The organism is Nitrobacter sp. 62-13 (assembly GCF_001896955.1).
Taxonomy (GTDB): Bacteria; Pseudomonadota; Alphaproteobacteria; order Rhizobiales; family Xanthobacteraceae; genus Nitrobacter.
The window spans coordinates 1-2,094 of the sequence record NZ_MKRN01000075.1 but is presented as its reverse complement, the minus strand read 5'-3'; the positions used below and the strand labels follow the sequence as shown (position 1 = coordinate 2,094).

Annotated in this window: 2 protein-coding genes; both read left to right on the top strand. The window is 64.0% G+C overall.

Features of this window, described 5'->3' with window-relative positions:
* Positions 1 to 34: 34 nt before the first annotated feature.
* On the top strand, positions 35 to 1,360 hold the full coding sequence (sufD, locus tag BGN91_RS07305; RefSeq protein ID WP_292611856.1) for a Fe-S cluster assembly protein SufD: 1,326 nt from the start codon (positions 35 to 37) through the stop codon (positions 1,358 to 1,360).
* 222 nt (positions 1,361 to 1,582) lie between these two features.
* Positions 1,583 to 2,094 (top strand): aminotransferase class V-fold PLP-dependent enzyme (locus BGN91_RS07300; protein WP_292611855.1); only part of this gene is annotated, 512 nt, incomplete at its 3' end.

Below are 2,094 nucleotides of genomic sequence, written 5' to 3'. Positions count from 1 at the left end.
CCCAGTTCGAAGAAAAAGCAGCCTGAGCGCCATCATGAACGTTGCATTGGTCAAGCCCACGACCGACCACGCCGCCAGCGATATTTTCGCGGCCGCGCGGGGTCGTCTTCCGGGCAAGGGTCCCGTCGCCGAGGTTCGCGAGGCTGCCTTCGCGGAGTTCGCGCAGCGCGGGCTTCCGCATCGCCGGATCGAGGAATGGAAATACACCGACCTGCGCGTGCTGCTGCGCGAGGTCGCGCCGCTTGCCGCGCGCCCCGATGCCGATGCGCTCAAGCGCGCGTCCGAGGCGCTCGCTCAGATCGAGGTGAAGGGCGGCTGCAGGCTCGTGCTGGTCGATGGCGCGTTCGCGCCGGAACTGTCCGATCTCGGCGCGCTGGAAAAGGGCGTCGATGTCCGCACGCTTCACGACATGCTGGAGAGCGCCGACAACGCGGCGCGCGCGGACCTGCTGCGCACCAATGCCACAACGGACGTGATGGTGTCGCTCAACGCCGCGATGGCGACCGATGGCGTCGTTATCGGCGTCGCCGATGACGCCGTGCTGACCAAGCCGCTGCACATCGTTCACGTCACGACGCAGCCGTCCGCGTCCTCGTTCACGCGCTCGCTGCTGCAGATAGGCAAGGGCGCGCGGGTCACGCTGGTGGAAAGTTTTGTCGCAGCAAAGGGCGCGCACGGCTATCAGGTGAACGATGCCGTCGTGTTGTGGGCAGGCGAGGAGGCCGATGTCCAGCACGTCCGTCTCGTCGAGGATGCGCGCGACGCCAGCAACATCTCGACCGCGATCGTCACGCTCAACGGCAGGACGCAGTACAATACGTTCAGCCTGACTACAGGTTCGGTGCTCAGCCGCTATCAGGCGTTCGTCCGCTTCGGCGGCGAAGGGGCGAATGCGTCGATCAACGGCGTCAACCTGCTGAAGGATCAGCAGCACGGCGACGCCACGCTGGTGGTCGATCACACCGTGCCGCATTGCCAGAGCCGCGAGATATTCCGAGCGGTGGTGGACGATCGCGCGCACTCGGTGTTCCAGGGCAAGATCATCGTTCAGCCCGACGCGCAGAAGACCGACGGCAAGATGATGACGCGGGCTCTGCTGCTGTCCGACGGGGCGGAGGCCGACAACAAGCCCGAGCTGGAGATTTTCGCCGATGACGTCACCTGCGGGCACGGCGCGACGGTCGGCGCGCTCGACGAGAGCCTGCTGTTCTATCTGCGCGCGCGCGGTCTTTCGGAAAAGGAAGCGCAGGCGCTGCTGATTCAGGCGTTCATTGGCGAGGCGATCGAATCCATCGCCGACGACGGCGTGCGCGAGATCGTGATCGGAGCCGGCGAGCGGTGGCTCGCGGCGCGCGGGTAAGAGATTGTCGGAGCGTCATTGCGAGCTGACGGGTCGTCGCGAAGCGGCCGTCCGATAACAGGCTTCGCGAAGCAACCCTGAGGTCTCGGGAGAGCCGGATTGCTTCGTCGCTTTGCCGAGAACAAAACTGGTGTTGTCGGTTTTGTTCCGGCCTCGCAATGACGGGCGCTCCCTTCACACGGGAGATGTCCAAGTTCTGACGGTGGATATGGAAGCAGTGACATGACCCATCCGGCGGTCGCCAACGGTTCTTACGATGTGATGCGCGTGCGTCAGGATTTTCCGGCGCTGGCCATGAAAATCTACGGCAAGCCGCTCATCTATCTCGACAACGCAGCCTCGGCGCAGAAACCGGACGCGGTGCTCGACCGCATGACGCAGGCCTACAAGACCGAATACGCCAACGTTCATCGCGGGCTGCACTATCTCGCCAACGCCGCGACCGAAGCCTATGAAGGCGGCCGCACCAGGGTCGCGCAATTCCTCAATGCGAAGCGGACCGAGGAGATCATCTTCACCCGCAACGCCACCGAGGCGATCAATCTGGTGGCGTCGTCATGGGGCGAGCCGAACATCAAAGCCGGCGACGAGATCGTGCTCTCGATCATGGAGCATCACTCCAATATCGTGCCCTGGCATTTCCTGCGCGAGCGGCACGGGGCGGTCATCAAGTGGGCGCCCGTCGATGATGACGGCAATTTTCTGATCGATGAATTCGAGAAGCTGCTGACGCC